The organism is Desulfovibrio sp. JC022, assembly GCF_010470665.1.
In the GTDB taxonomy this organism is placed as follows: Bacteria; Desulfobacterota; Desulfovibrionia; order Desulfovibrionales; family Desulfovibrionaceae; genus Maridesulfovibrio.
Map to the genome: position 1 here is coordinate 389,074 of NZ_VOPZ01000007.1, position 25,955 is coordinate 415,028.

25 protein-coding genes are annotated in these 25,955 nt (G+C 47.1%); 5 read left to right on the forward strand and 20 right to left on the reverse strand.

The genetic code is table 11. The annotated features are described in order from the left end of the window. Positions 1–55: 55 nt before the first annotated feature. A complete protein-coding gene (gene plsY / locus FMS18_RS13675; RefSeq protein WP_163295228.1) occupies positions 56–643 on the forward strand; it encodes a glycerol-3-phosphate 1-O-acyltransferase PlsY in 588 nt (195 codons plus the stop codon). A 59-nt stretch (positions 644–702) separates the two neighbouring features. Here the strand turns inward: plsY and FMS18_RS13680 are convergent, their stop codons facing one another. Together FMS18_RS13680 and FMS18_RS13685 are read right to left on the reverse strand one after the other, a co-directional pair. After that, positions 703–2,274 (reverse strand): response regulator, encoded by a 1,572-nt coding sequence (locus tag FMS18_RS13680; RefSeq protein WP_163295229.1) that lies wholly within the window; start codon positions 2,272–2,274, stop codon positions 703–705. A 20-nt stretch (positions 2,275–2,294) separates the two neighbouring features. Further along, positions 2,295–3,449: a sensor histidine kinase gene (locus tag FMS18_RS13685; RefSeq protein WP_163295230.1), complete on the reverse strand. Its 1,155-nt coding sequence runs from the start codon at positions 3,447–3,449 to the stop codon at positions 2,295–2,297. A gap of 219 nt (positions 3,450–3,668) precedes the next feature. Between FMS18_RS13685 and FMS18_RS13690 the strand changes: the two genes are divergently transcribed. Continuing rightward, a complete protein-coding gene (locus FMS18_RS13690; protein ID WP_163295231.1) occupies positions 3,669–3,926 on the forward strand; it encodes a hypothetical protein in 258 nt (85 codons plus the stop codon). 68 nt (positions 3,927–3,994) lie between these two features. Beyond that, entirely contained in the window at positions 3,995–4,372 is a 378-nt protein-coding gene (locus tag FMS18_RS13695; RefSeq protein ID WP_163295232.1) for a hypothetical protein, read from the forward strand. A gap of 56 nt (positions 4,373–4,428) precedes the next feature. Here FMS18_RS13695 and FMS18_RS13700 read toward each other — a convergent pair whose 3' ends face one another. The 4 genes from FMS18_RS13700 to FMS18_RS13715 form a co-directional block, all read right to left on the reverse strand. Next, positions 4,429–5,109, reverse strand: a complete 681-nt coding sequence (locus FMS18_RS13700; protein ID WP_163295233.1) for a CBS domain-containing protein — start codon at positions 5,107–5,109, stop codon at positions 4,429–4,431. Between the two features lie 97 nt (positions 5,110–5,206). Continuing rightward, on the reverse strand, positions 5,207–5,956 hold the full coding sequence (locus FMS18_RS13705; RefSeq protein ID WP_163295234.1) for a methyltransferase domain-containing protein: 750 nt from the start codon (positions 5,954–5,956) through the stop codon (positions 5,207–5,209). Next, the gene (locus FMS18_RS13710; protein ID WP_163295235.1) at positions 5,946–6,563 is read right to left on the reverse strand and encodes an alpha/beta hydrolase; all 618 of its coding nucleotides are present in this window, start codon (positions 6,561–6,563) and stop codon (positions 5,946–5,948) included. Before FMS18_RS13710 ends, FMS18_RS13705 begins: the two co-directional genes overlap by 11 nt. Next, the gene (locus tag FMS18_RS13715) at positions 6,563–7,738 is read right to left on the reverse strand and encodes an 8-amino-7-oxononanoate synthase (protein ID WP_163295236.1); all 1,176 of its coding nucleotides are present in this window, start codon (positions 7,736–7,738) and stop codon (positions 6,563–6,565) included. The genes FMS18_RS13710 and FMS18_RS13715 overlap by 1 nt, the downstream gene beginning before the upstream one ends. 243 nt (positions 7,739–7,981) lie before the next feature. Here FMS18_RS13715 and FMS18_RS13720 point away from each other — a divergent pair, with 243 nt between their 5' ends. After that, positions 7,982–8,968, forward strand: coding sequence for a DUF3089 domain-containing protein (locus FMS18_RS13720; protein ID WP_163295237.1), 987 nt, complete (start codon positions 7,982–7,984; stop codon positions 8,966–8,968). 46 nt (positions 8,969–9,014) lie between these two features. On the opposite strand, the gene FMS18_RS13725 is transcribed toward FMS18_RS13720, so the two are convergent. The 12 genes from FMS18_RS13725 to FMS18_RS13780 all read right to left on the reverse strand — a co-directional run bounded on the left by FMS18_RS13725 (position 9,015) and on the right by FMS18_RS13780 (position 21,174). Further along, the gene (locus FMS18_RS13725) at positions 9,015–9,239 is read right to left on the reverse strand and encodes a hypothetical protein (RefSeq protein WP_163295238.1); all 225 of its coding nucleotides are present in this window, start codon (positions 9,237–9,239) and stop codon (positions 9,015–9,017) included. Then, complete coding sequence (locus FMS18_RS13730; RefSeq protein ID WP_163295239.1) at positions 9,239–11,629, reverse strand: hypothetical protein; 2,391 nt, start codon at positions 11,627–11,629, stop codon at positions 9,239–9,241. Before FMS18_RS13730 ends, FMS18_RS13725 begins: the two co-directional genes overlap by 1 nt. A 122-nt stretch (positions 11,630–11,751) precedes the next feature. Further along, positions 11,752–12,525, reverse strand: a complete 774-nt coding sequence (locus FMS18_RS13735) for a hypothetical protein (RefSeq protein WP_239061043.1) — start codon at positions 12,523–12,525, stop codon at positions 11,752–11,754. Between the two features lie 52 nt (positions 12,526–12,577). Next, positions 12,578–13,075: a hypothetical protein gene (locus FMS18_RS13740; protein WP_163295241.1), complete on the reverse strand. Its 498-nt coding sequence runs from the start codon at positions 13,073–13,075 to the stop codon at positions 12,578–12,580. Continuing rightward, positions 13,072–15,168, reverse strand: coding sequence for a hypothetical protein (locus FMS18_RS13745; RefSeq protein WP_163295242.1), 2,097 nt, complete (start codon positions 15,166–15,168; stop codon positions 13,072–13,074). The genes FMS18_RS13740 and FMS18_RS13745 overlap by 4 nt, the downstream gene beginning before the upstream one ends. 2 nt (positions 15,169–15,170) lie before the next feature. Continuing rightward, the gene (locus tag FMS18_RS13750; RefSeq protein ID WP_163295243.1) at positions 15,171–15,764 is read right to left on the reverse strand and encodes a hypothetical protein; all 594 of its coding nucleotides are present in this window, start codon (positions 15,762–15,764) and stop codon (positions 15,171–15,173) included. A gap of 183 nt (positions 15,765–15,947) precedes the next feature. After that, positions 15,948–18,155, reverse strand: a complete 2,208-nt coding sequence (locus tag FMS18_RS13755) for an ATP-binding protein (RefSeq protein ID WP_368854171.1) — start codon at positions 18,153–18,155, stop codon at positions 15,948–15,950. Positions 18,156–18,439: 284 nt separating this feature from the next. After that, positions 18,440–18,586: a hypothetical protein gene (locus FMS18_RS13760; RefSeq protein WP_163295245.1), complete on the reverse strand. Its 147-nt coding sequence runs from the start codon at positions 18,584–18,586 to the stop codon at positions 18,440–18,442. Positions 18,587–18,650: 64 nt separating this feature from the next. Continuing rightward, on the reverse strand, positions 18,651–19,043 hold the full coding sequence (locus FMS18_RS13765) for a Bbp16 family capsid cement protein (protein WP_163295246.1): 393 nt from the start codon (positions 19,041–19,043) through the stop codon (positions 18,651–18,653). Positions 19,044–19,059: 16 nt separating this feature from the next. Then, positions 19,060–20,028 carry a major capsid protein gene (locus FMS18_RS13770; RefSeq protein ID WP_163295247.1) on the reverse strand — a complete coding sequence of 323 codons (969 nt, stop codon included), beginning with the start codon at positions 20,026–20,028 and terminating at the stop codon, positions 19,060–19,062. 175 nt (positions 20,029–20,203) lie between these two features. Next, positions 20,204–20,842, reverse strand: a complete 639-nt coding sequence (locus FMS18_RS13775; protein ID WP_163295248.1) for an endoprotease — start codon at positions 20,840–20,842, stop codon at positions 20,204–20,206. Next, complete coding sequence (locus tag FMS18_RS13780; RefSeq protein ID WP_163295249.1) at positions 20,839–21,174, reverse strand: hypothetical protein; 336 nt, start codon at positions 21,172–21,174, stop codon at positions 20,839–20,841. The genes FMS18_RS13775 and FMS18_RS13780 overlap by 4 nt, the downstream gene beginning before the upstream one ends. Positions 21,175–21,467: 293 nt before the next feature. Between FMS18_RS13780 and FMS18_RS13785 the strand changes: the two genes are divergently transcribed. Beyond that, on the forward strand, positions 21,468–23,876 hold the full coding sequence (locus FMS18_RS13785) for an acetate--CoA ligase family protein (protein ID WP_163295250.1): 2,409 nt from the start codon (positions 21,468–21,470) through the stop codon (positions 23,874–23,876). Between the two features lie 481 nt (positions 23,877–24,357). On the opposite strand, the gene FMS18_RS13790 is transcribed toward FMS18_RS13785, so the two are convergent. Together FMS18_RS13790 and FMS18_RS13795 are read right to left on the reverse strand one after the other, a co-directional pair. After that, positions 24,358–25,527 (reverse strand): MFS transporter, encoded by a 1,170-nt coding sequence (locus FMS18_RS13790; protein WP_163295251.1) that lies wholly within the window; start codon positions 25,525–25,527, stop codon positions 24,358–24,360. Positions 25,528–25,688: 161 nt separating this feature from the next. Further along, complete coding sequence (locus FMS18_RS13795) at positions 25,689–25,904, reverse strand: hypothetical protein (protein ID WP_163295252.1); 216 nt, start codon at positions 25,902–25,904, stop codon at positions 25,689–25,691. Positions 25,905–25,955: the final 51 nt, after the last annotated feature.

Genomic DNA, 25,955 nt, shown 5'->3' on the forward strand with positions numbered 1-25,955 from the left:
AGCGGTAAGTTGACCCGGCAGACCTGAAACGAAAAAGACTTAAAGGAGTTCGCGCATGCTCTGGATATTCTGGCTGGTTTTCGCCTATTTTCTGGGATCTATTCCCTTCGGACTTTTTATCGGAAAGATTTGCTACAACATAGACATCCGCACAGCAGGAAGTAAAAGCACCGGAGCCACCAATGTGGCCCGTCTGTGTGGATTCAAATACGGCGTGGCCGCACTTGTTCTAGATGTCGCCAAAGGCTTCGTCCCTGTGCTCATGGCCTACCAGTACAGCCACAACTGGATTTTTATTTCACTTGTAGCCGCAGCAGCCGTTATCGGACATGTATTTTCTATCTTTATGGATATGAAGGGCGGCAAGGCAGTGGCTACCACCATCGGAGTATTTCTGGCACTAGCCCCGGCGGCAACACTTTACTCCATCGTAATGCTACTGGCCGTAATAGCCCTTTCCGGATTTGTTTCCATGGGCTCGCTTACTTTTGCAGTAGCCCTGCCCTTCTTCTCGTTGGTGACAGGCCATATCGGCATGGTCCCGCTGGCCTGCGGAATGACCCTGCTCCTCTTCTGGACCCACCGGGAAAACATCAAACGTCTGGCTAAAGGCGAAGAAAATTCTTGGAAAAAGAAAAAATAACTACGCACACTATTCAATACCACAATGAAAAAAGGGAGCCGATCGGCTCCCTTTTTTTATTAAAATTTATCCCTATACTTTTCCCTGATCTCCATTATCTTTTCAAGATTCTCGAAGAAAAGATCAACCAAGGCAGGATCAAACATAGTCTCCCTCTTTGACTTCAGGAACTCCAACGCCCGGTCAACTTCCCAAGACTCCTTATAAACCCTATCGCTGCAGAGCGCATCAAAGACATCTGTAATACAGATTATGCGCCCTGCTATGCTGATTTCTTCACCCTTCAAGCCTTGAGGATACCCCGAGCCATCCCAGTACTCATGATGTTCGTGGGCAATGGTTGCAGCCGCCTTAAGCAATTTACGATTGCTGGCCCGAAGAATGTTGTACCCAATTTCAGTGTGACTGCGCATGACTGCCATCTCTTCGTCGCTCAGCTTACCCGGCTTGAGCAGAATTGAATCCGGAATGCCGATTTTGCCCACATCATGCATGGGAGATGCATAGTAAAGTTCATCCACCTTTACCGGGTCGAGGCCGACAGCCATCCCCAGAATACGGGCAATTTCCGAAACGCGAATTACGTGAAATGCGGTTTCCTTGGAGCGAAATTCCACCACCTCGCCAAGCATGCGCACTATTTCTTTCTGGGTATCAAGAATTTCCTGATTGAGATAGATATTGTCAAAGGCAACACCTACGTTATCCGAAAAGATTTTCAGCAAATCCTCATCCTGTTCGCTGAATTCATTTCCGCAATTTTCCACATAAAGAAGGTGGGAACCCATCTGATGGGTAGGCAGGTAACCGATATAGTCATTGTTCGCGAAACAACCACATCCTTGTTCACGGACACTCTCTAGTTGCTCCCTGGTTTGTTGGGACAAAACAGGACACTCTTCAATTGATGAATTACAAGTTGCATACTTACCGGTAGAGGCAATAATCCTCATACTTTCCTTATCCGGGCTGGAAACAGCAACACCGTCACCCTCCAGATAAACAGAATCGCGCAAACCTATAAGCGAAATAACCTGCGTAAGTACGCCTTGTGCCAAACGCCCCACAGACTGCTGCTGAAAAAGGCTGCCGGAAGCTTCAATAATATGCTTCAACCCCTTACGGTTCTGCTCAATCACCTGAAGATCCCGATAGGACCGCAATGACGAAAGAACTGACGTGAATAAACGCTGAGCAGTCAATTCAGCCTTATGCTTATAATCATTGATGTCATATTCGATAATAACCTGACGCTCTGGAGCCTGCCCCGGCTGTCCGGTACGCAAAATAATGCGAACCATGGAATTCTTCATTTCTTCACGTATGGTCCTGACCAGTTCCAGCCCGGCGTGATTGGTCTCCATGACCACATCAAGAAGAATCACCGCGATATCAGGGTGCTCCTTCAGAACAGTAACAGCTTCCTCAGCTGAATACGCACTCAAAAACTCCAGCCCGGCCCCTTCAAAGGCAAAGTCATCCAAAACTAAACGGGTTGTGCTATGTACATCATCTTCATCATCAACGATAAGTATCTTCCAATTCTTAGCTTTTCTTCCCCCGGTTTCTTCGGGAGTCTCATCGGCAAAGAAGAGCTCATCATTATCAACCGGATTAGATCCATCTACCATAACCTGACCTCACTTGAAAATCACAGGGGAATTGCCAGCGTAAAAACAGCTCCGCCTTCATCCGAACAGGAAACATCGACATTCCAATTATAGCCGCTGGTAATTCGGTTTACAATACTTAACCCCATTCCAACGGCTTCCGGTTTTGTCGTAAAAAAAGGATCAAAAATATAAGGCAAATCTTCATCAGAAATGCATGATCCATTATCCGAGACAACCAGCTTACAAAAATTTTCTTCTACTTTGGCCTCGACACTGACACGTGGTTCCTTCTCATCAGCAAAAACAACCGCATTATTAACAAGCTCGATTACCACCTTTGAAAGCAGGTCCGGGCGTGAATCCACTCTCTGCTGCGTAAAATCCGTAGTGAACTGAACATCCTTCCCAAGCTCTTGCGCATACTCCCGGCAAAGCTCCATCGCTTTTTCGGAAACCTCTTTAATATCCGCACTGCAATGATCACAACGATCTATAGCAGCAAAAGAGGAAACACTGTTCACGATATTTTCCAGTCGGGCTGCTTCATGGGAGATAGTTTCAAGATACTCTGCCGCCTCGGAATCAGGGCCCAGCTTACGGGCGGCAATATTGACAAACCCGTTGATAGTCATGGTCCGGTTGCGAATCTGGTGGGCAACAGACTTAGCCATCTGAGCAAGGCTTTCGCGGTTAAGTTCAATTTTGCGCAAATCTCGGTAGGACCGAAGGGCCGTAGTCATAGATGTGGTCAACCTTCTTGAAGTCAACTCCGCCTTCTGCCAGTAATCATTGATGTCCAGCTCAGTAATGACCTTATGCTCCGGAGCAAAACCGGGCTGCCCGGTCCTGAGAATAATCCTGATGAACTGATTGTTCAATTCATTCCTGACTCTGTGAGCAACATCAAGTCCGGCGGTATTAGTCTCCATAACGACATCAAGAAGGACCACAGCAAAATCAGGATCTACTTTAAGAATATCTATTGATTCCTCGCCTGAATGTGCACTGACAAAATCTAAGGGGCGCCCCTCAAACGCAAAGTCCCCAAGAACCATTCTGGTCATGGAATGAACATCCGGCTCATCATCAACAATCAACACCTTCCACGGTTCAACCTCACGAACCGTAGACTCTGCTGATTCCTCACCGGAAAAAAGTAATTCATCATCTGCGAACAGATTATCATTGTCCATGCAAACCCTCGCCGAAAAAACAAATATAATTGAGCAATCCTATCAGTAGATTACCCCAGTTAATGAAAAATTCAAATAGTATTATGGCCTCAATCGACTAATAATTTAATTCTGTCGTGCACATTACATATTATTTTAAACGGATAGCTATTTTCTCTTGAATATGAAAGATATATAAACTAAGGTTTCAGCAATATATACACACAGGGATGAATTGAAATGACGGAACTGCTTGTCGCATCAATTGCAATCATCATTTTTGCTTTCATTATTTATTCAGTATACTCTGCACAAAATGCAAAATATGCACAACGAATGAAAGCATATGAGTTGAAAGAGCAACACATGGAAAAATCCATGGAAAAAATTCGCTCAGAAATCAACTTAATTGAAAATGAAATTGCGGAGACTCAAACCAAAATAGATGAACTGAATATAGACTCAGTCGATCTTGATACCGATTCAAATGAATCATAACTGCTAAGACAAAACAACAAGATACCATAGCCATGACCTTTTCTATTATTTTTGTCTTATTCGGAACAATGACCACAGTAGTTGCCTGCAAAATGATAAACGGCAACTTTGAAATAAAATATAATGAACTGCTACGAAAAGAAAAAAAACTGGTCGAATCACTACAAAGCCTTCGTGACAAACGCAAAGAACTTGCACGTAAACTGGAAGATCTAAAAACTTTTTTAAAAGCAGGAATTAAAACCGAAGCTGCGACAAAACCCCAAGAAGATCCCAAGGATCTCAGAGGCTGGCTAGTCCATAGGGGAATACTGAGTGAAGCACAGTTCCTTTCCGCTGAAATTTACGCCACGGAAAAAAACATTGATGTAATTGCAGCTCTTTTGACCCTGAATATGGTCTCGATAGAACTTTACGAAGAAGCTAAAAAACTGAATCTGCTCTAAAAACAAAAAAGCCGCACTGGAATCCCAGTACGGCTTTTTTATCAGTGAAAAAACACTTAAAATTCATTCTTATACGTCTCGCCCCGGTGGACATGGTACTTGAAGTCGTAAGCCTTCTTCAGGTGCATGACCAATGATTCCACTATATCGTCATCAAGCTTCTGCACCCAGACAAAAACACGGCGAGATCCCTGCGCCACCCCTTCATAAGAAGTAAAAACAGTTGAAAGCCTTACCCCCCTTGCCCAAAGATCACTCAGCAAATCTTCAAGAGCGGAGACTGTATCTTCGAGCACAAAGGCAAACTGGGAACTTCCTTTGCTTACGCCGGTAACCGTAGTCAGGAAACGGTAAATATCAACTTCAGTAACAATCCCGACAAGGCCGAACTCATCAACAACAGGCAATCCGCCGATCTTCTTCTCCAAAAGTAATTCAGCGGCAACTTCCATGCATGTATCCGGGGAAACGATATAAGGATCATGGGTCATGATGTCCTTAATTTTGAGACCCATTAACCCGTCACCTTTACCGGTGGTATTATCTCCGGGCAAAAATTTGGAAGGCATTGCGTCACGCACATCCCTGTCGGAAACAATACCAACCACAAGGCCGGATGCCTCGGTTACCGGAATCTGCCTGATTCCGGCATCACGCATCATTTCCATGGCGTCAATTATGGGCGCACCCGGCATGAGGGTCAGCACCTCTTCAGTCATCCAATCCCCTACTAACATATCTTAACTCCTGAATCTCATCATTAATCTTACGAAGAAGTTCGTATTGATCAGCAAAAAAGTCAAAGGGAAACTGCCCCACTCCAAAAAGAAGCAGCTATAATTTCTCTCCATAAGCAAGAAAAACCCTGTAACTGGCTTTTATGCCTGATTCTCCCCTGTATAAATTTTCATACTCTTCAACAAACCGGCGGTATTTTTCCTTTCCCCACGAGATATTCTCGCTGGAAGCTACGGCCCCGGTCATCTGATGCTTTTTCAGGAAGTGTTTTACGGAAGGGAAGAACACCTGATGCTCCTCACTTGCGTAATCCACCTTAAGTCCTGCTATACTGTTAAATAACTCTCTGTAAAAAGAGCAACTCTTCAATTCCTTTACTGAACCGAATCCGGTCTTTGAACTCACTTTGGCAAGTTCACAAAGGGTCCCGTTTGCAAAAATGGCTATGGCAAACCTGCCACCGGACTTTAAAACCTCAAAACTGCGCGGAATGGATTTTTCCGGATCAGCGTACCATTGCATAGCCGAGGAACTTACCAGCAGGTCAAAACTTTCAGCTGCAAAAGGAAGCTCTTCGCCATCCGCTGCCACAAGCAAGGCCCCGGAATCTTTCTGCTCCATCAGCATAGGCCGCACCAGATCAAGGGAAAAATAGTTACCGTAAGTGATGCGTTCGCGCAGTTCATCGTGCAAAAAACCAACGCCAGAACCGATGTCCAAAACATTTCTAAATTCAGCTTCCGGGCAAAGAGCAGCACAATTCCCGGCAACTATACGCTGCACGGATGCGGCCTTACTATAACTGGCGGCTGCCTTTCCGAAACACTGACGAATCCTATTTTTCACTTGAATAATGTCCCCTGAGAATGCTCATTAATTGCGATTCTGAAATTTTATGCCCGCTTTCAACACTCATGACCTCAGCTCCCTCAACCACAGCACTGACTTTTGCAAAAGCCTTGCGCCGGACAATACGGTCACGGGAACCATGAACCATAATGCAATTCGGCAGGCTCATTTTAGCGTCCGGTTCAATCTTTGAATCAACAAGATATTCAAGCCCGGCAACCAGAGGGTCATGATCTGTCGGGGCATAATCAGGCGGCTGCGGCTCTGCGCAATTTTCATGAAAAGACCTCACAACAGCAGCAGGGTCGCTTTCCATTCCGGCAATCATTCCCCGGACCAACCTTGCGGGAAAAGAGTCGGTAAACGATAAAAACGGAGCTATCAAGAGAACCTTGTCATATAATTCGAATAAATGACGACAATCCCTCAAAAGCATATGCGCCCCGGTGGACCAGCCCACCAAAACATCGCCCCCGTCCTTAACCAGATCAGGGAGTTCCAGAGGATCAAATCCGGTAAAAGGGACTAAAAAACGCGCAGACTCCGCCAATGCGGGATATTGCTGTGCGGAAGTTGCCCATCCGCCCACAAAAACTACGTTCATTATTCCAGTTCCGCCTTCAATCCGGCAAATGCGCCCTTTATTTTTTGCAGATCAATATCAGTAAAATCAGCACGCAGGGAAAGGCGCAAACGGGCTGTTCCTTCCGGTACAGTGGGAGGCCTGATAGCAGCCGTATAAAGTCCCTTTGCGATCAACTTTTCGCGTGCTGTAAGAGCTTTTTCATTATCCCCCAGAACCACCGGGATAATCTGGCTTTCAGACTGCCCGCAATCAAATCCACACGATTCAAGATAAACCTTTAACTCACGACTCACGCGCAGCAGTTTCTCTCCCCGTGACGGATCAGTGGCAACCAGCCGCAGGGCGGCAAGATTCGCACCGATAACTGCCGGAGGCAAGGCGGTGGTAAAAACAAAAGAACGCCCTTTGTTCCGCAAATAGGATATAAGTTCCTTACGCCCGGAAACAGCCCCGCCAAGGGAACCGAAACCTTTGGAGAAAGCCCCCATGTGCAGATCAATTCGCTTAGCAAGCCCCCGTTCATGGGCTATCCCCTTACCGGCCCCGAAAACTCCTTCGGCATGAGCTTCGTCCACAACAAACATGGTATCGTAAAAATCACAAAGATCAGTAATTTCTTCCAAATATGCCAGATCGCCGTCCATGCTGAAAATAGTATCAGTTATCAGAATTTTTGAGTCCGCATCCTTGGCTGCTTCCATCCTTTTCGTGAGATGGCCTATGTCATTGTGGCGATAACGCACCTGACGAGCCCCGGACATTCTGATACCGTCCAATATACTGGCATGGTTAAGCTTATCGGAAAAAACAATTGTGCGGCGAGTGGCAAAACTATCCATGATGGCAAGGTTGGCAGCATACCCGGAAGTAAAAAGCATGGAATCTTCCTGCTCTTTAAATGCGGCAAGCTCACGCTCCAATTCATCGTAGATTTTAAAATTCCCGGTAACCAGCCGCGAAGCAGCCGAACCGCAACCGTATTGTTCCACGGCTTCAACAGCCGCACGGGCAAGATGTTCGTCATTTGCCAGTCCGAGATAGTCATTGGATGCAAGGTTGAGCAGCTTTCTATGCTTGAACACAAGTTCCTTGTCCGCTCCACAATCCACATCGGGAACGCTCCTGAGCAGGGAACTATTTTCAAGTTCAGCCAATTCACCCTCAATACGGCGATAAAAACTCTTTGGAGTCATAAAAACAAAATCCGGCGGTCAAAAATAAAAGGGAATTTCCAAATGGTGAACGGAAAAAATAAAGCTCATGGCCCAGAATAGCAACCATGTTTTTCAGGTAAAGTAATTTTACACCTCATACCCCGTGTTCATTGACCTTATTTATACAAACAGACATCGCAAAATCAGCATACTCCGTTGACAGCAACAGGATTAAGTCTATAACCAATTCACATAATCATTAATGCAACCCGGAGAAAGCAAATGATATTCAAGAAAATTGCTACTTACACATTTCTAATAACCATGACCGTCATTCTGTGCGCCTGCAACACCAAAAACATCACACCTTTGCCGGATGCACCCGACTACGCCCAAGATAAATTCTGGTCCATTAAAGATGAAAACATTATGCATAAAGTTGATGTTTTTTTCGTACACCCCACAACGTATGGACCTCCGGCCAACGGACACTTCATTGCAGACCTGAACAACCAGAAACTTAATCATATTACAGACCGGGATACAGTTCAGTGGATCACTTCCGCTTTTGCAGACTCATGTAATGTTTTTGCTCCCCGCTACCGCCAGATGAATATCGAAGTATTACAAATGGATGATCAGCGTTTGCAGGATTACCTGAAAACACCGGTCTCAGATATTGAAGCAGCCTTCAAATATTACCTCAACAACCTGAACAACGGTCGTCCCTTCATTCTGGCCAGCCACAGTCAGGGGTCAAAGGTTCTGCTGACCCTACTGAGCAAGAATCCGAAACTGCTGGATAGAAACAAACTTGTTGCAGCGTACATGCCCGGCTGGACATTCACAGACAAGGACCTCAGCGACCTGAAATTAAAACTGAGCGAAAAACCGGACCAGACCGGGTGCCTGATCACATGGAACACCATCGGTCCCGGCGGAATATCACCCACAATCCAAAAAGGGGCACGCTGCGTTAATCCGCTATCATGGAATACCGAGACAAAAGAATTTCCGGCATCCATAAACATAAAAGCCAAGATATTCCTCGCACCCGGTAAAAAACTGCTCATCAACAACTTCACAGCCGCCCGAATAAATGAAGAAGGCGCATTGGAAATTCCCACTCCGGCTCCGGAAATTTTAAAGCAGCTGAACATGTCTCTGGGTAAAGAAGTGTACCACCGCTATGACTATGACTTCTTTTTCTACAACGTACAGGATAACGTTAAGCAACGCTGCGATGCCTACCTTAAAAAACACAAATAAAAAAAGGGGTTGGTAAAATTATCACCAACCCCTTTCTCATCTATGGTTACTGCAAAATATCACTGACCACACTTCTGCCCAGCACAGACTCGAAAACATGCCTGTAGTCATCCGCAGAGGCTGATCCGTCACGGCAGACACGAGCAAAAGCCGCACGGGTTTGCGAACTCATCTGGCTGCTATCAAAATCCTCATGACTCCGCTTTGCCGGAATTTTACGATGAATGGAAACACCGTCCTGCTCTTCAACTTTATGTATCATTTCACCCATTACGGTTTCTCCTTAATATAAATTTTACCGCCTTTAAAGGTAACACCTTCTCCGCTAACTGCCAAAGCCAGCCGCTTCAGTGCCGGGTTGTCCTCCAGCGCGATTTCCGCCCCGGTAATTTTGAGGTCATCACCATCCAGCGCGTAGGTGTAGCTGGCAGGTGTGAGTGTACAGCGATCCGGGATCGCGACCACGGTGTCCGCTGTGGGGGCTTGTGCCAGTGGGCTTTTCAGGGTGATGGTGGCAGTAAACGTTCCATCTCCATTATCTACCTCGCTCACTGATTCAATCTCGACCTCTACGTCATCGACTAAAAGCTTTTTGTGCAGGCCGTCAGCTTTGAAGATTTGATCTTTGATGGACTCATTGGAGACTACTTTAACTTTAGTCGGGTCAGCAGCAACAGGTTCACTCAAGGTAAGTACCTTCTTCGGCCCTAAATATTCACCCGCTACACCCGCCCCGACCTTGATCTCTACTGACAGTTTCTTCACCGCCTTGGTAGGCACTCCGGGTAGGGGCTGTGTGAGGGTTGCCGCATACCCCGGTACGGTTTCAGTGAGCAGCATAGCCCGCTCTTCGGCAGTCAAAACACGATTAAAAATACGTGCCTGATCTACAAAACCATGAGCAGATGTTGCCTGATAAAGACGATAAGCGTAATTTGCTTCGACGTGAGCAATTCCTTCCATGAGCAGGGTGTTGTTTACGTAGATTTTACCGCCTGTCTCGGGACTGGATTCGAAGACCATCAAGAACCAATCTCCGGGGTCGTCAAACTCAGGACTGTTAAAACCTCCTGAATTTAGGATTGCTTTAACCTTGCCAGCTGTCGGACAGTACAAACCTCCAATATCTGTTGTGTAGGTTGATGCGTCGGAACCGCCTTGCAGGTTCCAAACCCTTGCGCCGGCAGCAGATGCAGTGTTGAATTTTACCCAAACGGAAACCGTTCTCGCTCCATCAACCGGGACCATGTTGGTTCCACCAACAGTCATAATATTTGGAGTAGCTGAAGGTACGGTAAAACCCTTCCCGAATTTGCCTGCTACAAAGCAATTCGCCTCTTGCGGCAGGTTAAACCTGTCGTAAGGTCCGGCATCCAGCAGCGTATCATTAAAGGTGTAAAGCGAGAGGCAGGAACCATCCCCGAAAATATCCAGCACTTGAGATTTGTCAGTCGTAGATTCAGCATCTTCAACGCAAGTGGAAACTTCCCCATCACCCTGATCAGTTACAACCGGGCCAGTGTAATTCTCGCCTATTTTCAGAACGCTCTCGCTGGTGCCTGCGAGCAAACTCAACTTGCCGCTGGTCTGCACAATCTCAGGTTTGGCGGATACAACCTGATTAACATTATCCGCCCCCACGGAATGAGCCGGAGCATGAACCCCATCAGCATCAGCGGTCGCTCCGGGGTAACCTGCGCTGGAATCCGCAAAAACCATGGTCGGTCCGTCCTGAACGGAAATATGTTTTACCAGCAGCCGGTGTGCCGCTGTATCAGAATAGAGTTCTCCTCTGCGCCTTCTGACCACTTCAATGCTTTTGAGAATATCAGCGTCTATGTTTTCAAGGGTCCAACTGATTGTATTACCGGAAATGGATGCTGTACCAAACCCTAAGGTATTTATTTCATACGAAGTAACGCCATCTTCAATATGGTCTGAGATAACAATTAAAACCGTAGTTCCTTCCGGGGTCTCAGCCGGAGCTGACAGCACAGGCACAGAACTACGCAGAGAACTTAAATCTCCTACAGCAATTTTGATTGCGGAATCTCTTGCTTCCTCGGCTGCTGTCCGGGCTGTTTCGGCTTTATCCCTGGCTGCTTCCGCTCCTCCCCGTGCTGCCTGTGCATCAACAAGCAAACCACGGGTATTTCCCTCAGCTTCAAGCGCACCGCTGCGGGCGGATACAGCATCATCCTTTGCAGTTGTAATGGTCTGCATCATTTCCTTAGTTGAAAGGCGATCTTCTCCCGGTGTTGAAATCTCATACTTAAGTGCTCTGTCCAACTGCTCCTGCAACTGCTGGTCACGCATAACCCCGCGATCAAATACTTCATTCAAAAGTTGTGCGGAAAAAGGATCGTTATCCACCAGTTCCAATTCCTGCGTATATGGAATTTCCCGGTAAAGGGTAATGCTTTTCCCCGTCGGGAGAGGCTCGCCGGAGACAGGATATTGCACCCGCCCCCCTGAATCAGCACCGAGACCGGAAATGATTTTAAAATCACTCCCCGCAACCAGCCTCTCCTCCCGACCTTCACTATCACGCACAACAGCGCAAAGATCCTCAGCCTTGAAGATACGGAAATTGAAATCAAAATTATTCTGAACACCATCCCCCGCAAAAGTAATGGTGTTACTACTTGAAACCACAGTCATAGTTTTCTCCTGTTAACGTTATTAACCCATTAAATTACCTGCCTGATATTTACAGATTAAAAACAAGGGCGGACCTGAGTAACCCGACTCAGGTCCGCCCTGCATAATTTTTTGCAAAAAAACTATCCACCCATCTTTGAACTCAGCAAACTCCCAGCCACCTGGGTCCCCTGCGAAAGAAGTGCAGAATTAATTGCCGAATTATCAGCATTGGTCCCCTCCTGCGTCCTATTATAATTCAACACAGACTGACTATGCGCGGACCAGACCGACAAATCACCTTTCTCAATCATCCTGTTGGAATTAACCTCAGCCTGATATTTCACGATCTCAGCATCATAAGCAGCCTGTTTAATGGTGTCTTCCCTCACATCCACAACGGAACCGGAATCCAGCCGAACTCCCTTGTGCCCGGAAACAGAATGGTTACGGCGATACAATTCACGCCGCAATGTCGCCAGTTTGATTTCAGCATCCTGCTTGATGAGCTGTGCTTCCTTATAGCTGACTCCACGATTATAAACGCCCTGCTGCATAAGATGATAATTATTCATCTCAGTCATCTGGGAATTGTATTCCACTTCACCACGAGCCTGACTGCCGCCGAGAACAGACTGACCGAACTGGGTCATCATGCCCAAATAGTTTGATCCGCCAATCCCACCACCGAGTAAGCTTCCACCAGTTGATGAAGTTGCACCGGACGAAGTGCCACTTGTGCCGGATGCTCCACTGGTACTGCCTGTCAGACTTGAAAGGCTGCCAGCCCCACCTCCGGCAAAAGCACCAATCCCTCCACTAAAAGTTCCACTCAAAGCATCCGACCCAACACTACTCCACGAAGAACCCTGCCCTGACAGTCCTCTTGTCGCGGCTCCCATGGCCATATTACTCATTGCTCCTACAAGCATTTGTGAGCCATAATTATAAATAACCCCCATTGCCATCTTAAATCACCTCCATCTTTATCTGTCCTGTCCGGCGCAGGGCACGGTAATATTCATCCCTGCCCAAGCGGACCTTTTCTTTTTCAAATTCAAAACCGCACCACTTGTGCCAAAGCACGCTTTTAATATTGCGCGCACAAACCCATGTATCCAGCAATGGAAAAGAACGCTGCAACATATCAAGCAGCCTTCGTGATGCTCTTGCAAACGGTAAGGGCCTTTCATCCACCGCCCTGATCCCCACAACCCACGGAGTTCCAACACCTGACATAATGGGAATGACCCCGAAAATGCCCTGAATTGCACCATTCAGGTACAATCCGTAAACCAGCTTGGAATACTGCACATCGCCCATGATGATCTCACGTACGGATTTACCGGGATGAAGTCCTTCCAGGTCGCTGCTATCTGTTTCACGGATATTGGCAGCCACAAAATCAATATCGCGCAGCATGGGAATACCCAGCTTGAGGGCCGATCCTCTTTTCAACCGGCTCATGAATACACCGACACTTCGGGAATAAGTGCCAGCACGGATAACGGCAGAGGCTGGTCCTGCCGGATATAAATCTGTCCGTCACGGTCATAGCCCCGGTTGAACTTGACTTCATAATCACCAGTGTAAAGTGCCGGGGCACCGCCAACCTTATCCGCCGAAGTACGGAAAGGGGCACGTTCCAGATGGTCTCCGTCATAGCCTACCTGCAAGCCGAGGGACTGGAATAAACGCACAATCACATGGGAGATTCGCTTCTTTCGACCTTGCGCAGTTCCGCCGGACATGGCCCCGCCCTCAATACGCAGGGTCTTCATATTGGAAACATAGGGAAGCCCGGCATGAACCACCTTTGCCGGAGCGGCCAGAGTAATAGAGCCATCCTTAACAACCACTTCAGGACGCACGGCTCCGTCAGCCAGCACAGAAACGGTCTTACCTTCCAGATGCTCCAATCCGCTAAAAACAATATCAGCTACCCCCTGATCGTAACTCAACCCGGAATCAACAAAAAAGGCATCTACCGAATCTTCACCAATAAACTGATTCTCCATACGCTCAATATATTTCCGGGTAGTTCCGTCAACATCCCGCTCAACTGCCACCCAGACTTCCTCCTGAGTCGGACCGGGAATGGTGCATACGGAACGAAATTTTCCATCTGTTAAATGGCGATGAAATCCCACTACCTCATGCTCGCGCTGATAAGTAAGGCCAATCATAGCCCCATCATCACGGATCATCCAGATGACAGAATCAGGGGACTGCTGGTAAACCCACTCAGTAATGGAATTTGAACGGGTCAGGTGTTCGGCGAGGATGGTAAGATCCGGGGCTACGTAACCGTCCGATTCAAAAGAGTATGAAAGTTCACGGATAGTCCTCCCTTCTCGCTGCAAAAAAATCATTATCCCCCCCACAACCACCGGAGGAATAGCAGCTGAACCATGGGTGGTCTCACGGCGAACCATAACGGAATTGGGTGTTACGGCGTCAGCACTACTGCCGCCGGAAAGCCACCATTCGCCGCCGGAAGTACCCATGATCAACTTTTTGGAACTGATCATCCAACGAATGGCGTTCACCTGATCAGCAGAAAGGGTGTAGGTACAAGCATCGTCGTCCACCACCGGGGAAGAAACCCCAAAATCTTCATATGATCCGGCTTTACTCATCCAGATGGTCTGGGGGTTGGCCGGGCTGGCAGCAAAACAGAGCCGTTCTTCAAAAAAACTGATGCAGGATGGAAATCCCTTTTCGCTGTCCCATTCAGCAGGCGGAGAACTGAACGAAACCAGTTCCATTTTCCAGTCCACATGAGAAGTACGCGACAACTTGTAAGGCTGCACTTCCGAATGAACCAGATACATCACATCTGCGGACTGGGTAAAACGAATACCCGGCAGATCTTTTTCCGTATATGGCATTTTAATTTCCACAGGATCGCCCTGCTCATCCACAACAATTCCAGCATTCTTGAATATCCTCACATTACGATCCGTAAATTCCAGCACATAAGCCTGCTCGGTGGAAAATTCAAAAGGGATCAGGCGTGTCTTGGGGTTCGTTTCCCGGACCTGCACAGCTTCAACCGCTCCGGAAAAATCAACATCAGCAATGATAGATAACTTACCGCTTTCATCCGCTTTGGAGCGAAAAGAGTAGCTGCCGTCAGCAGCAACAAACTCGCTGACACTCCCCCTCCCGGCACTGACACAAACCTCTCCGGCCTGATAGCCCGAAACCCTGAATCTGATCTCGTAAATACGATCCTCCACAAGAGTCAGATCACGGCTGAGTACTGATTGTCCTGTCTGGCTGCCGTCACAGGTTGCTTTAGCCGACCCGACAGTCCACCCTGTTCCAACAGTCCAGCCAGTTATGGAATCAAGACTTGCAACAGGCAATTGATTGCGTCCTGTCACCTCACGAATAAAACGGAATCCGGTACGGCGCGAAGCTCCGCCATGGGGATGGGTAAACATATTTTCCAGCTCGGCCAGTCCATTGGTATACTTGGCAAGGTCCACTCTGCCGCCCAGCCGGGGTGAAAGTTCTCCGGCACTGAAATTGGTCATGATGAGGGATACTGACATGCTTACGCCCTCCAGACAGGAGAATCCATGCCATGAATTCCCCTTGCTTCCAGCCACGGATCATTGGGGATGTTGTCCTCGCGCCCTTCTGCGGAATCAGCCAACCGCGCAGACTGCATGGCATTCAGGTACAAAGTCCACATTTCGCGGGCTTTGGTAGTGGAACCGGTAATATCATCTGCCATTTCCGCTGCCAGACGTGCGGCAAACGCCATTACAAATGAAGGATCAAAAAGAACCGGATTGGTCACTTTCATGGTATAGACCGCCGAAGCACCATCACGGTCAGAAAGGATTTTATCGCCTTCGACCACAAATTCATCATCCGGGGAGTTGAGCTGCCTGAGATGCAGGCAATCTGAAGGGAGTTGATACTGATGGGCAAACCCGAATGCCGGATTATCCGCCAGCCTGCCCAGCCTTGTACGCGAGGCCGCGAAATTCCATGGATGTTCACGCAGAACCGCATCACGGACCTGATCGTAAAAAAGATTACAGGTTACTGCTTCCTGCGAACTGTCGCTTAATGATTCAATGAGTCTCGCCCCAAGTTTCCTTAAAGCGAGGTTACATATTTTAACCTCTGAAACAGCCATATTTTCTCCTGATATGTTTAAGGCATACGATTAATTTCGTTCCCCTTTTCATAGTCAGGATAAAATTAAGGGCGGACCTGAGTAACCCAACTCAGGTCCGCCCTTCAGACTGTCGATAAAGCACATGGCACTTTCTCAACAGTCTCACTGTTCTTTTTTAAAAGTTGATTTGTTTACAATAACTTATTCTTCATAAGCCGGGAGCCGGATCACAAAGCGGGTGCCCTTGCCGGGTTCGGAATATACCTCCATCCCCCCTTTGTGACGATTTGTTATGATAAAATATGAAATGGAAAGCCCCAATCCGGTCCCTTTTCCAACTGATTTGGTCGTATAGAACGGTTCCATAATCCGTTTGCGCACCTCATCGTCCATGCCGGGACCATTATCCTCAATTTCCAGCACAACCATGGTTTCATTCCTATATGTCCGAAGAACAAAACCTGGACTCTCTTCGGAATAGAGTTTCTCCCCCATGGCCTCGGCACCATTTCTCAATAAATTCAATATTACCTGCTGAATTTCAGTTTCGTCACATTCAACAAACAACTCATCAGCATTAAATTCCTTGAGTATTTTAATTTTCTTAAAGTCATAATTTTTCTTGTAGTCGTAATCCTTCATAACCAGAGTCAAGACACTATCCACAACGGCATTTAAATTATGGGAAGCGAAATCACTACCGCTTTTACGACTGAAACTAAGCATACCACGCACAATCGTTGCGGCTCTTATGCCCGCTTCGTAAATACCATCCAGAAATTTCTGGCACCCTCTCTGCTCAAGGTATTTTGTCACAGCTGAAAACGGGACTCCGCACTCCTGTGCTACCTTAAGGTTTTGCTTTGTCTCCTGCCCCAGACGTCTTTGCAGACTCTGTACAGAACCGACGATGGCAGCCAACGGATTATTGATTTCATGAGCCATCCCGGCAGCAAGGCCGCCAACGGACATCATTTTCTCGGATTGAATCATGCGCCGCTCATTACGCTTTCTTTCAGTCATGTCCACCACTGACCCTTCAAAGATGACCTTCCCGTTCTGATCAGTAGTCTTCCGGGCATTCATGGTAATCCAGATAACCTCACCGTCTTTGCGCTTCATTTTCACTTCAAAGCCTGAAAGTTTACCTTCGTTATTCATCGCTTCAAGCAAAATATTGCGATCAGATTCATTGAGATATAGTTTCTCGCGGACATTATCGAGTACCTCAATAGCCTCTTCAGGAGAATCATATTTGAACATGGTTGCAAAGGCATCATTAGCTGCCAGCATTCTGCCACCAACACTGGTTTGAAAAATGCCCTCTTGAGCGTTATCGAAAATGGAGCGGTACTTTAATTCAGAATGTTGAAGCTCTCCACGAACCCTGCGCAAAGCGACAACAATTTTAATCAATACGATCACCAGAGCACTCATGGCGATAAAAACAAATACAGTACTCCAGACAAGATAAAAATATTTATCGTAAAAAGAAAAAGGTTCATTAAGAATAACACTTTCTTCAGGAAGTAAATCAGGTGAAATTCCGAATTCATCAAGAGCCTGCCAATCATAAATAAATACATTGGCCCCGACCTTGAGTACCGGGATATCATCTGCTCTTTCTCCCGCAAGTATCCTGCGGGCGACTTCACTCATCATCACTCCCTGATGATACCCGCTAATGACTTTGCCGCCGAGAACGCCATCACGAAGATTAAAACGCAGCAGACAATAAACCGGAACAGGACTGTTCCGGGTAAGCATACTGCCAAGTTTCTCATAAGTTACATATTTACCGTCACGGTCAGAATAATATACCCCGAGCAAAACAACACTGCCCGGTTTCATGGATTGAATCTTGCCCCTCAATCCGGCAATGGTCAGATTGTCATTATATTCAATGCGGACCCGGTCTTCGAACGGTGCAAGGTTCCGTTTAATGGTGGCTTCCCAGGCCCGTCCTGTTTTTAAATAGTCGTTAATTACATAAATAGATTTTGTTTCCGGCAACTGCGTGAGTATGGCTTCCACAGTATCGCGCGATGACATCATCTCTGCGACCCCGGTGAAATTGTTCACACCTTTAAGATATTTATCTGAAAAATTATTCACCCCGCAAAAAACAACAGGCGCACCGGGAAAAAGCTCATCACGATTTTTAAGTAAAAAATCAAAAGCATTATTATCAGACGACAAGACCAATGAAAGACTTACATTTTTGAATTTTTCTTTAAGCAGCCTTTTGATTGCCGCGTAGTACTCAGGCGAATGACACCGTTTGGTATCCATATATTCGATGTGAAGGACAAGATCCTTGTATGGCGGAACCAGCAGCGTATCACGGATTCCTTTCTCAATATTGCTAATCCACGACATGCCTGAGTGGTAAGAATGAAGCACCAGCACATGCCGCACATCATGTGCACGAGCCGGTAAAACTAAAAGCAGGAAAAATAAAACAGCTGCGCATGACCGTAAAATTTGACCTGATATATATATGCATATCACTTTTACCATAAAATATAATTAACACAGTTTACGGGCTAAAGCCACGTTATGCCAAACTGCAAAATCAAATCTACCCATACAAAAATCAAATTAGACAAGAACACCCCCGATCATAAATAATCGAGGGTGTTTACTGGAGGATTCAGCATGAATTCATAAGACAATGAAATCACGAATAAGCTTTATTTTGTTTCAGCTTCCTTTTTCTTTCCACGAACAGCCTTCTTCTCAGCAGGCTTAACCTTGCCGCCATCAGCTGGTTCAAAATGTTCCGCAACCTCAGTTCCGGCTGCATAATCAACGCACATTCCAGCTTTAAAATGCTGCAATTTACCCTGCGGATTCCTCACGTAACAATCTCTCTTACAAATGTATTTCACTTGTCCACCAACCTTAAATATTGGTCTGATCGTCCATGATCAGATAGCCGCTGACTTTACCGGCAGTTGCATTGCTTCCGGTCACGGTAAAGGAAAGCCTCAGAAAAGCCTTATGGGTCACAGGCAGAGAAGGCAGCGGAAAGCTATAGCCCTGCTTGAGGTCAGCCACAGGGATGGAACCGGACTCAAAAAGAGTATCAAAGAGAGAAAAATCATCCGCCCCGGAAGCCTGCACCCCCACGCGCAGGCTGGTCAGGGAAGCAAAATCCTCACCATCAACCATGACCTTAAGCTTAACATTACCACCGGAACCGCAATCCTCGCCGACATTGATGACATTCTGGGAAACCGCGCTTGCAGTAACAACCTGCTCCTCACAAAAACAAAGTTCTTTATCAAGATACATATTTTTCTCCTTTTAATTACGCAGTAATAGCTGCTTCGGTGTTGAGAATGGAATCCACGCGACGGACCGGGCAACCCCAGAAAGTGGTTACAGGCTTGCCTTCCCAATTCTCAGACTTAAGCATGACGTTGTTTTTGTCGGAAGCCTCAATGTCGAGCAGGGTCTTTACGGTCTGGTTACAATAGATGGCTGTCCTGCCCATGTTGGTATTAGGGATCATATTCAGACCTTCGATCAATGCATGACGCAGGGAATTGGAGCCGAGGTTTTCGGGATCAATGGACGCAATACGCACCACATAACGCCAGTCACGGACAACAAGGCCGGGAGTCCACTTATAATGGGTGCGCAGCCCCTGATACTTGCCGCCGCCGGCATCCTCGAGGGTAACTTCACCGAGATCCTTATGATTCAAACCGTTGGAACTGCCTCTGGGAAAGGTAAAATGCACAGTCTGATCAGACCAGCAGACAATCCAGATGGAAGTGCAGTTGTCCCCGCTGCCACCAAAGTTAATAACGTTCTTGTGCTCAAGAGAATTGAAGCGCGGTGCAAGACCGAGGAATTTCTCAGGCTCCAGCGCGGTGTCGCCGTAGACAAAGGTATCCGCAAATTCCTTATTCATTGCTTCAAGGAAAGCTCGTTCTTCAGAGGTACGGAAGTTTGAGGAATGACCGTTGAGATCAGAGAGAGCCTTGTCCATTTCAGCATAGGATTCGAGCATACCGCAGCTGTCATCAATCTGCTTGGTACGGGATTTACTGGGCTTGATACCGTAGTTGAGCTTACGCCAGCTTACGGTAGGCAGGTCGGTGCGCACAGTGGTACGGTGACCGGTGGGCAGGTTGCCCTCAATCCATGCAGCATCGTCGAGAACTTCGTTACTATTAGCCAGTACTTCAGTAATTTCAGCGACTTTGCCGTTAGGATCAAGACGACCACCCCAATCGGAAAGAGTAAGTGCGTTAAGTCCAAGAGTTGCCATAATTAATTCTCCTTATAGAGATTCGGCCCTCTTGGGAGCTCTTGATTTTTTATGACGCTTCAAGCGTTCAAGTTTTTTCGATGCGCTACGCGCTTTTTATATGAGATTTCGCCTTCGGCGGCTTAAACCCTTTTAATAAGCTTCGCATCATAAGTCACAAACCATCATAATACTTTTAAATAGGCTGGTTGGGATACAGGATTTCCCCGATTGTCTTTTTGCGGGGAGTGTTCCTGTTGCTGTCCACATAGGAATCTTCACTGAGACGTCTGCCGACATTGTAAAAAGTTTTAACAACTTCGGGATGACAGGAATAACCGGATTCCCTGATCATCTTTGCAAGGGCCGGGGATGCAAAAGCCTGTAAACCCTTATTAGCCACACCCATATTCTTGCGGTAATTATTGCCATGCCAGCCGGGAAGTGAACGGGTCTGCCGCTCCCACTCCCCTGTCTGAGTCTGGTGATCCTGAAAACGGGCCGCTTCAAGGGTGTTGTGAAAATCCACCAGCTTCTGGGCCATCTCACCGCTGACCCCGTTCTCATGGGCAAACTGCCGGAACTGGCTGTCCACATGCGGGTCGATCCCGTCAGGCAGACCGTAATTCAGTTCATATGCTTCCGGAGCATTGGGAACCGGATTATCCGTCAACTGCTCGGCCTCCTCAATTATGGGGCCATCCTGCTCCTCTGAAGAATCCTCTTCCAACAGAGTGTCACCGCCGAGCACAGGTTCAGCCTGCTCATCCTTCATTTTTGCCTGTGGGGAATAATGATCCGGCTGCGAATCATCACCCACCGGAAAATCCATCATTTTCTATCCTCCTCGTCTTTTCTCATTTGCTCAGCCCGTTCACGAATAATGGAAAGGTAGATTTCCTCATCAGCGGTGATCACCGGGGCAAGCACATTTTCAATCACAAAATCATGAACTGCCACGTTACGGTAAATGTCGCTCTCTTTGGCAAACAGGGTTGCATTCACGCCTCCCTGCTCCAGCAGAAAGGTAAAAAAACGTTTACCGTGCGGGGTGTTGAATGTGGCCCGCACATCTGAAAGAAACAGCTCGTTAATCCGACGTTGTTCCTCGCGCACTTTTTCAGCCTCACGCTGTTCATCCTCCAGAAAACCGGAGTCCGTTGTCATTTAATCCTGCCTCCTTGATAAAAGTTAATGACTATTTTCTAGAGGAAACTTGGCTCACGAAATGCCCCGACATATACGAATCAACGAATCATGCGGTCACTTCAGCTGCCTCATTCGCCCCCTTCAAAATACATAATATGTCCCAGGGCGGACCTGAGTCAGGTGACTCAGGTCCGCCCTGTGTTTATTTTTTGAAAAAATGAATTTTTATTACGCCAAAATCCATCTTGTATCCTTTAAAGAAGATGTGGCATATGTCAGTGAGGCATTAAATTCATCCAAAGCGAGTGTACATGTTTATAGAAAATGAAATCAGCTTTGAGGCTATCGACGACCTTTTCAGTAATGCGGATAACGAAGGCCGCGATTATCTTTTTGAATATGAAGTATACAACCTACTGGCGAATTCAGGAGCTGAAACACCTCCTGTTGCCAACCTGCTGCCACGCGGAGCACGTTTTTCAGACGAAGAGCTTACTTCTATTCCGGGCGAAAAGGCGGTACTTAAAATAGTATCTCCGACTATCATCCACAAAACCGAAGTGGGCGGAGTACGCATTGTAAAAAAAGAACCGTCTAAAATCCGGTCCGCCGTGCGCGGCATGATGTATGAAGTCCCTGAAAACTACGCCGCATATATAGAACGTAACCCGGAGCATGGCCCCGAAGAATACAAAGGACTACACGGAGAGGCTCTTGTTAAGGCCATCAGCCGTGATCTTAAAGGAGTGTTGCAGGTCCAGTTCATGCCCCCGGATTCAGATTCCTTCGGCAACGAACTGATTGTGGGCTTGCGCCGTACCCGCGAATTCGGGACCATCATCAGTGCGGGCCTCGGCGGAACCGATACCGAGCTTTACGCCGAACGGTTCCGCAAAGGTCAGGCCATTGTTGCCGCATCCGTGCAAATGGTGGACGGACAATCTTTCTTCCAACTCTTTAAAAACACCATTTCATACAAAAAACTGGCCGGACTGACTCGTGGGCAGCGGCGCATCGTCACTGACGAACAGCTCATTGAGTGCTTTGATTCATTCATTGAGATGGGCAAGTACTTTTCACCTTCCAACCCGAAAGCAGAATTCATCATTGAGGAATTGGAAATCAACCCCTTTGCCTTTACCGAATACCTGATGGTCCCGCTGGACGGCCTATGCCGTTTCTCAAGACCGGACGAAATGGTACAGGCCCGCCCGGTGGAAAAAATCCACAACCTGCTTCACCCGCAGAAAATCGGTATCATCGGGGTATCATCCACCCGCCGAAATTTCGGACGCATCATCCTCGATAATGTTCTGGCTGAAGGATACGCAAAGGAAGACGTAATCATCATCCGTGAAGGATGTGAAGAAGTGGACGGAGTGCGCTGTGTTCCAAGTCTCGATGCACTGGATCACCAGCTGGACCTTTTCGTAGTCGCCATTGCCGCGCAACATGTTCCCGATCTGGTGGACAAAGTTATTGAACTGGACTCTGCTAAAAGCGTCATGCTCATACCCGGCGGCATGGGCGAAACCGAAGACAGCAAGGAACGGGCGGAGCAGGTCATCGCCAGCATCAATGCAAAACATGCTGAAGCTGACGGTGGCCCGGTTTTCATCGGAGCCAACTGCATGGGCGTGGTTTCCCGGCCCGGAGGTTACGACACATGGTTTATTCCTGACGAAAAACTACCCAAAGACCGCAACGGACCATACCAGCGGTCGGCTCTGATCAGTCAAAGCGGGGCCTTCATGGTTTTCCGTTCCAGCCAGTGCCCGGAACTGAATCCGGCCTACATGATTTCCATGGGCAACCAGACCGACCTCACTCTTGGTGACATGGTCCATTACTTTAAAGACTCAGAAGAAGTGGACGTCATTGCGGTCTATGCCGAGGGATTCAACGACCTTGACGGGCTGGAATTCTGCCGGGCTGTACGGCAGGCGGTGATGAACGGCAAGGAGGTAGTCTTTTACAAGGCCGGAAGGACTCCTGAAGGCAAAACAGCCACCAGCGGACATACGGCTTCACTGGCCGGGGACTATATGGTCTGCGAAAGTTGCGTGCGGCAGGCCGGGGCAATCGTGGCCCGCACCTTTCAGGAATTTCAAGACCTGTTCATGCTGGCGGAAAAGCTGAGTGCTAAAACCATTTGCGGGGACAGACTTGCCGCAGTGAGCGGAGCCGGATTTGAAGCAGTAGGCATGGCCGACTCCATTCAGTCTGATGACTATGATATTGAGTTGGCAAAATTCAGCAAAGACTCAATCAAGGGTATTGATGAAATTCTGGAAGCGAACAGATTAAAGACACTGGTCACCATTCAGAATCCGCTGGACCTAACTCCGGGATCAAATGATGCAATCCACGCAAGCATGGCGGAAATTCTGGTCAAGGACCCTGCGGTGGACTCCATCGTCATCGGTCTGGACCCGCTCTCCCCTTCCATGCACACCTTGGCCGAACCGACAGTTCCCGCTTTTTCAATGGAGGACGAAAACTCCCTTGGAAACCTGCTCATTAAGATCGTCAAGAAAAGCGACAAGCCGGTACTGGCTGTGGTTGACGGCGGCAGACTTTACGATCCCCTGCGGGACAGACTCCTGGCAAACGGAGTCCCGGTTTTTCCTGTCTGCGACCGTGCAGTAGCCGCCATTGCCCTCTACTCAAAAGCCCGCATGCGTGCCGAGATTATCCGGCTGGCTCATGGCTGTGATTAAAAATGCTCCCCAAACGGAACAGGCCGTGGTTCAACAACGAACCACGGCCTGCACTTCTTAAGGAGGAATAGTGCTATAACAGCACCTGTCTATAAAATTTTATTCTTAGTATCTATTGTTACTACGACTGGATAGTTTATCTGCTCTTTCAGACTTTTCAACAACAACGTAAACTTTTTCCGCGTTCTGGAAAAAAACATTTTCAACGAATCTTGCAATCCCACAAAGCCAGCACATAAACATAAAATATCTCCAACAACTTAAAAGTACAGCCGAAAAACAATTTTCAAAATTCTTTTGAAGAACTTAATTTTCAGTGTACGCAGAAAAAGTACCTCGTCAATGAGATTCAATTAATTCTTTTTTTCACATTTATATCAACACCCACTTTTCTACAATAAACACCCAAAATTACGGACTTAATAAAACTGAACACTAATTCAATTTATCAAAAAATAATACTTTTGGCCAACCGTACATATCAATCAGTTCTCTTTTCAGCTCTTCTCTCAAGCAGCCCGGCACTAAGTGGAATAACCAGAAAAACAACCAGAAAGAGAATCACGCCCTTCCAGTCTGCATATTCATATGCAAAGCCAGCCCCGGTAATTCCTAACCAACCTCCGGTATAGTAGAACAGGACATACATAGCATTAGCTTTGCCGTGACTACAGCTCAGTTTACGGTTTAAAAGAACAACCGCTACTGTATGGATGGTAAAAAAGCCCGCGCAAACTCCCAGTAATCCCACAACAACAGCCGTTATTGACGGCACCAAGAGCAACAAAAGTGACAACCCCAAAAGAATGGAGCTGAAAATCAACATTACCCCTCCCCCGAAACGACTGCTTAGTCTTCCGGCAAGCGGCCCTAGAAAAATACCGAGGATATAAACCAGATAAACAAGAGTGATCGTCCCGGTAGAAAGGTCGAAAGGAGGATGAGAAAGCCTGTACGGCAGATAATTAAAAACCGGAGAAAATATCAGTAAACTCCCAGCTCCACATCCAAAAATCAAAAGCAGCTCTTTACGTTTCAGCAGTGAAGCGTAGGATTCTTTACCGTTACTCATACGTGCGGCAGCAATTTCTTTCTTACCGCTTGCAGGCAGGATAAACACAGCCATAACAGTTGTGACCAGAATAAGCACCGACGCTGTGGTAAAGGCATATCTCCAATGGAGCGGCGGATGAATCCAGCCCCCGAGCAGCCTCCCCCCCMGCCCGCCCMGAATAGTAGCGGAAACATATGATCCCATAACCACGCTGAGTCGCTGTGCCGGAAGAGTGCGGGCCAGCCATGCGGCAAGACTTGTGGTCAAAGCCGGAATGAAAAGTCCCTGCAACAATCTTGCGCCGACAAGAACTGTATAGTTGTGGGTCAATGCACAAACAAATCCACCAGCCGCGACGAAAATCCCACCGGCAAAAATTATTGGTTTGACCGGATACCTGTCCGACAGATAACCAAAAAACAGATTGGACAAAACGATCCCCAGAATTACAAAAGAAACTGCAAAAGAAGCCTGAACAGGGCTGACCTGAAATTCAGACTGAAGAATGGGCAGGACCGGTTGCGGAAGATATATATTAGTGAAAGAAGCCGAGACCAGAGCAAAAACCGTAAGTTGTATCTTAACAAGACTATTCATCAGCGTTTCCTTCCTGACCGGACAGGTGCTGTTATTTGGTAAGCATACCATTACACCTCTTATCATTGTTCTACAAACAAATTTTCAGCTGACAAACAAAAACCCCGCTCCGTGAACAGAGCGGGGTTTTTGAATTCAATATGAATTAATTTTTAATTAAATTAGTTCAAATCAAATGCATCTTTTTTGAAGAAACAGTAGAACTCGTCATCATTACGATAAAACTTTGCAATTCTATCTTTTACTGACTTAAATACACCATTAATTATTTTTGATTTAATTGAAAGGTTATCCTCAACATACTGTTCTGCTTCAGCCACAGCGTTCACAGAAACAAAAAACAATAAGGTAAGTGCGAAATACAATTCTAATGCCATTTCTTAGCTCCTTTTCGAAAGACGTTAAGAAAAACATACGCCGAAAAGACT